The organism is Caloramator sp. CAR-1 (genome assembly GCF_030546345.1).
GTDB classification, from domain to species: Bacteria; Bacillota; Clostridia; order Clostridiales; family Caloramatoraceae; genus Caloramator; species Caloramator australicus.
On sequence record NZ_JAUONW010000014.1, the window covers coordinates 71,630 to 77,629 of the forward strand.

Consider the following 6,000-nt stretch of genomic DNA (forward strand, 5'->3'; position numbering starts at 1 on the left):
TTAAAAAATAAAAGTGATTTTATAAAATTTTAAGTCTAAATCTATTGATTATGATTAAAATTATTTTGAACTTTGAGGAGAGAAATGCTTTTTAGCTTAAAGTATTGACTTTTTTAGCAAATAGATAATTTAAGGTAAACTAAGAAAACTTTGAATATGACTATGTAATAATGTTGAGTAGTATACATAAAATATTTGTGGAAGTATAATTTATTATTGTAAATTTGGATATTAGTGACTTTTTAAGTTATAAGCGGTTATTTACAAGAGAATATATGAGAAATACATTAGCAGCAGTAAAAATCATATAGTTGTGCAGCAATATAGTTTGATACTAAATTATATATTTTGCATTATTTTAAAATATAAAATATTTTAATATACAAATATAATTTTGATATGGTTTAATTCTGCAGAATTATATTGTAATTGGTTGGAAAATATAACAGGCAGTTGATTTAATTTAGTTATTATCAATTTTAAATAGATGAAAAAAATAATGAAAATTAATATAATGTTATAAATTGTATATTATTGTCAAATATTGATATTAAAAATGTATTTAATTATAATTTTTTGTATGTTAAAATTAGGATGAATTTTATTTTAAATAGAGTTAATGAATTGCATAACTAATTAGATATGACACAATAAAAAGGTAAACAAGAAAAAATACATTTAGAAAACAATAAATTAATAAATAAAACTCAACGAATGGTTAGAAATTAAATCTTTTAAAATGTAAAAAGATTACTTAAGAATAAACTTGATATATTATTAAAATTTTATCTAAGTGAGCTAATAAAAGTCTAATAGAAGGGTTTTAATGCTTTTGTCAAATATGTCTACAAGAATTAAAACTAAAAATTGATTAATACCAACATGTAAAATTTTTCTTTAAAAGAGTTAATATTATTGATTTTGTTGTAATTTAGCGATATAGCATATTTGAAGATAGAATGGTTCTTTTATGATAGCTCTAATATTGTATGTATAACTCTTTTCATAGTTTTTAATTTTTGGTAAATATTGAATTATATTTGTAGTTATTTTATTATATGGATAAACATAGGAATTATTTTGCATTTGGTATTAGTGCAAGGTGAACTACAAAAAGTTTTTCGATATATTTTACATTGATTTTAACTTTTTTGGTTCTAGGGAAAACCCATTTTAAATGGACAAGATGCTTGGCACGGCTAATACCATCAAATTTCATAGGGAGGTTAGAATCTTTAAGGCAAGAAGAATTCTATTTTCATTAATAGAAGACTGAAGAAGTTTTTTAGAAAAATTTTTAGGATTAATGAATATGATGGGAATTATGTTACAATAGTTGCGAAGGAATTTGCAATTATCATAAGAATCAAAAGTGCCATAGCAGATAAAAATTTGTAGGAGAAATTAGGATAATTAGAAAAAATTTTAGGAAGAGGGATTAAAGTTTTAAAGTTATATTTATCTTTAGACTTTTTAGGGTTATGAGAATTATCTATGTTAAAATTGTAGAAACCAATGTTACGTATAACACTAACAACTTTAGTATCTAAGGTAAATTAAAGAGAATAATAAAAAATAGCCCTTCATATAATAGAGTTTAATATGTCGAGTTAGCAGAATAAAACTTATAATTATTTTTCTTAACACAAGTTTCAATACTGGTAGTACTAGCAAGAAGCATATTAGCGAGTTTAGAATTGATTTTATGACAAATAGGTTTAGTTAAATCAACTAAATAGTAGAAAAAGTTTTGTTAATCAACAAGGAAAGTAGGCTTAAAGTGAGAAAACTGAGAAGTATTTGGGATGGAAGAAAAGCCGCAAAATCTTCTGAGTTCAGGAGAAAGATTAAGTAAATTAATCAATAAAGAAGTATCGAGGACAGCCAGTATTTTTTAGGATAAAAGCAGCAATCATAGAGGAAAGTTTATATTCACGGGGATGACCAGTAGATTTATGGTAATGCTTATAAAATGATTGAGTAACTAATTTAGAAAAATCGATATAATTTTTAAAGAGTTAAAAAGAAGAGCATTATCTTTAACGATTAAAGAATCTAAATCAGAATACAAATCTACGAGACTATTTGATTAGTTTGCAATGATATCCCTTTCTTTAATGATTTTGATTGATAAGAAATAATTTGATAAAAATTGGGGGATATTCTTCAAATAAATAATTGCAAAACATTAAGTTTTTTTAATCTTAAGGTTTTGTAACATATTATACGAGGGGGGATGAAGAGTTGAGAACTAATTATACATATGATTTACCAATTATTTCAAAAGAAGAAGATGTGTTAGGAATGAATAGATTCAGCAAAGAAATTGCAGATATGATAATTGATGCAAAGCAAAAATCTGATAATTGCTTTATTTTTGGAATAAATGGAAGATGGGGAACTGGAAAAACTAGTTTAATGAATTTAATAAAATGTGAATTAATTAAACAAAACGAAAAAATTTATTTTTTTGAGTTTAATCCATGGAATTATAAAGATGAAGTAGCTATAATCAGTAATTTTTTTAATGAATTAAAAAATATAGTATTTAAAGATGATGAAATGTTAAATATGAACTTATTTGAAAAAATTAAATTTATATTTAACTCATCAAAATCAAAATTTTATTTATATATATATTTGCAAATTTTAGAAGGTATTATTTCTGACAAAACAATAAGTAGCTTTAAATCAGTCATAGAATTTTTAGGTAATATTAATTCATTTAATAATTCAATTATTTTGATGGTGAGTGCATTTATAAGTTTGATACCTTCATTGATTAAAAATGATTGGAGTGAAAGATTAGGCTATGATGTATTAATAAACAAAATAAATGAAAAATTGGTAATAATTAATAAAAAAGTGATTATTTTCATTGATGATGTTGATCGGCTAGATAAAAATGAATTGGAATTGTTTTTAAAATTGATAAATAACATAAGTAATTTAAAAAATATTATTTGTATTATTGCTTATGATGAAATTAGAATATCAAATATAATTGCTGAAAAATATGCTTTGAGTGATAAAAAAGAAGGATCTGAGTTTTTAAGAAAGTTAATACATTTTCCTATAAATATAATTGACGTGAAAAAAGATAATTATAGAAAGTATTTTATAAAAAGGATAAAAGAATTAACAGGAGAAAGTATAACAGAGATGGAGCTGGATAGGATTTCTGATTATTTTGATAAATATTTTATAGAAAACTTTAAAGATTTAAGAATAATGAATAGATTTATAAGCGATATTTATTTTAAAATAAGACTATTAGAAGGAGAAATAAATATAGCTGATTTTATAACTGTTGAATATCTAAGATTTTTTTATCCTGAAGAATATAACTTATTAAAAAGTATGGAAGACAAATTTCAAAGCTTAATTGGAAATATTAAATCCAAAAATGATAGATTAGGTGAATTATTAAAATTATTATTTGATAGTAATAAAAGTAATTTTAATTCTGTTATAGAAAGAAGAATATTTTTAGATTTTTATCGACAGAGATATTTTGATTATTTTGTAGAAGAGAATATAATTTCAGATAGAAAGTTAAATAATTATATTTCTGAATATAATATTGGGAAAACATATAATTTAATAAATTATTTATCGGAAAAAGAAAACACATATATAAATATGCTATTAATTTTGGCTAACTTGTATAGGAATGATAATAAGAATTTTAATGCTTTGATTTATTTACTAATGTTTATAGAAAAAAATTGCAAAGAAAATAATTATGATATAAAGATTTTTAATATAATTAAATATGTTATTAATGAAATTTTCAAAAATAAAAAGATGTTAAATTTTAATAAAGAAGTAGTCCAATTGATAAAACGGTTTAGTGATTCAACATATTATCTTTCATATGTATATTTAATTGAAAATATCCTTAAAACATATATAAATGATATCTCTATTCACGAGAGAATCTTTTTTAATAAATACTTTATATTTGCATATAAAAATCTAATAAATGAAAAATATTATGCATCATTTCAAATAGAGGATGAAATAATTGAATTGATTGAGCTTAATATTGAAGATATTAAAACAGATGAAGAAGTAGAACTTTTAATTAATAGTTTAATTCAAATTGATGAAAAAAATGAATTAGTATTAAAAGCTATCTTTAAATTATGTGATATATATATAGATAAAATAACTTGGGAAAATTTTCAGAAAATATTATTTTATCTTATTCAAAGAGATGAAAATCTAAGTTATGAGCAAATAAAAAAAATCATAATTAATTTTAAAATACTTGTATCAAAAATAAATGAAAATATTATAATAGAAGATATATTAAATAAATTGATACAGATTAAAGAAACAAAAGAATACTTAGTTGAATTATGCTTAATTGTGTTAGAGTTACATTTAAGCAAGTTGAATTGGAAAACAATTAATAAATTTATAAACTATATTTTCAAAAATAAAAGCATAATAAGTTTAACTAATGTGGAAAGATTTTATAATATTTATAAGAATATTTTAATAAATTCAAAAGAGATTGTTATTACAAAATATTATAAAAGTTTATTATTAAAATTCATTAAAAAACCATATTTAATTTACTTTGAATTATTAAATATAATTGCAAATACATATAAATCATTAATAAATTTAGAGAATTATAAAAAATATAATGAGTTAATAAACGAGTATAAAGATATTTATAACAATATCAATTATGAAAATTATTTAAAAGCTTATGAGATTATAAATCAATATAAGGATAGACAATTAGCAGAAAAGTATATAATACAAATAAATGACTTATTTATTAGCTATTTGTCTTCACATGATTACAAAAAATTAATCGTTCTATATAAAAAGTATAATGAACCATATGAAAAACTACCTCAAATGTATGTAAAAGAATTTAAATTAACTGAAGAAGGTGAAGAGTATATAGAAAAAATTTTAAATATTTTAAAAAGTTTTCCTAATCATGTTGGTTTATTAGAAATTTTTATAGAAAAATCATTAACGTATCAATTTATTTTAAATAGTTTATTAAGAAATATAGGAATTGAATTAGTTAAAATATATGATAAACAAATTTTAAAAAAAGTTTTAGATAAATATTTGATATTATTTGAAAATGAAAAAAATGAAATAGGGCAAAAAAATATTGAAAACTTTAAAGAATACCTAATGTACCTAGATTCAGAGTTTGTTTTATAGACTGTAAAAAATTTTGTGTAAATAGATTAAAAACCTCTTTCTTGGTAAGAATTAAAATATAAACCAAGAAGGAGGTTTTTAAATGTCACTATTAACAAAAGAACAACTAAGAGGATTTATTAAAGAAAACAATCTTCAAACTGTGCCTGACATTTACAACGCTCTAAAAGAACTTTTTAAAGAAACTCTTTTAAAATGCTTGAAGCTGAGCTTGCAATTAATCTTGGGTATGAAAAGTATGAGAAAAAAGATAAAGAAACAACCAATTCAAGAAATGGATATTCTCAAAAGACAGTTAAAACTCAATTTGGCGAAATGGAGCTTAACATTATAAGAGATAAGTGTGGAAAACTTGAAACTATAATCGTCTCAAAACACAAAAGAAATATATCAGGTATTGAAGAAAAAATAATTTTCCTTTATGCAAAAGATGTGCCAACAAGAGATTGTAATCGGCAAGTACTTTTGGAGAAATTTCGGAAATTTTTTATCCCGAAATTTTTCCATCTAATCATTATATCTAATCATTAAATCTAATCATTAAATAGCGACTTCCTGTTTTCCAACCTGTAGCTTTTGCCTGTCATATTAAAAATCTCACATCGGTAGGTTAGCCTGTCCAATATAGCTGTGGTTAATGCTACATCCTGCAAAAGCTCACTCCACTCTTCAAACCCTTTATTAGATGTGATAATTATTGACGTTTGTTCATGTAGATTTGATATTAATTGAAAAAACATATTTGCTTCTTCATGTGAAATCGGTAAATATCCAATTTCATCAATTATGACAAGGTCTGAA

Annotated in this window: 3 protein-coding genes and 1 pseudogene; 2 read left to right on the top strand and 2 right to left on the bottom strand. The window is 22.0% G+C overall.

What is annotated here, in order from left to right; translation table 11 throughout:
* Window positions 1-912: 912 nt before the first annotated feature.
* Complete coding sequence (locus Q3V94_RS04580) at window positions 913-1,086, bottom strand: hypothetical protein (protein ID WP_303525559.1); 174 nt, start codon at window positions 1,084-1,086, stop codon at window positions 913-915.
* 1,158 nt (window positions 1,087-2,244) lie between these two features.
* On the opposite strand from Q3V94_RS04580, the gene Q3V94_RS04585 reads away from it, so the two are divergent.
* The gene (locus Q3V94_RS04585; RefSeq protein WP_303525560.1) at window positions 2,245-5,199 is read left to right on the top strand and encodes a P-loop NTPase fold protein; all 2,955 of its coding nucleotides are present in this window, start codon (window positions 2,245-2,247) and stop codon (window positions 5,197-5,199) included.
* Between the two features lie 82 nt (window positions 5,200-5,281).
* A pseudogene (locus Q3V94_RS04590) lies at window positions 5,282-5,661 on the top strand (transposase); the annotation flags it as partial.
* A gap of 71 nt (window positions 5,662-5,732) precedes the next feature.
* Here the strand turns inward: Q3V94_RS04590 and Q3V94_RS04595 are convergent.
* A partial coding sequence (locus Q3V94_RS04595) for an ATP-binding protein (RefSeq protein ID WP_303525562.1) occupies window positions 5,733-6,000 on the bottom strand: 268 nt, incomplete at its 5' end.

Bases quoted from the DNA above. Each gene is read 5' to 3' on its own strand.
- Q3V94_RS04580 (WP_303525559.1), bottom strand. From the start codon at position 1,086: ATGCAAAATAATTCCTATGTTTATCCATATAATAAAATAACTACAAAT.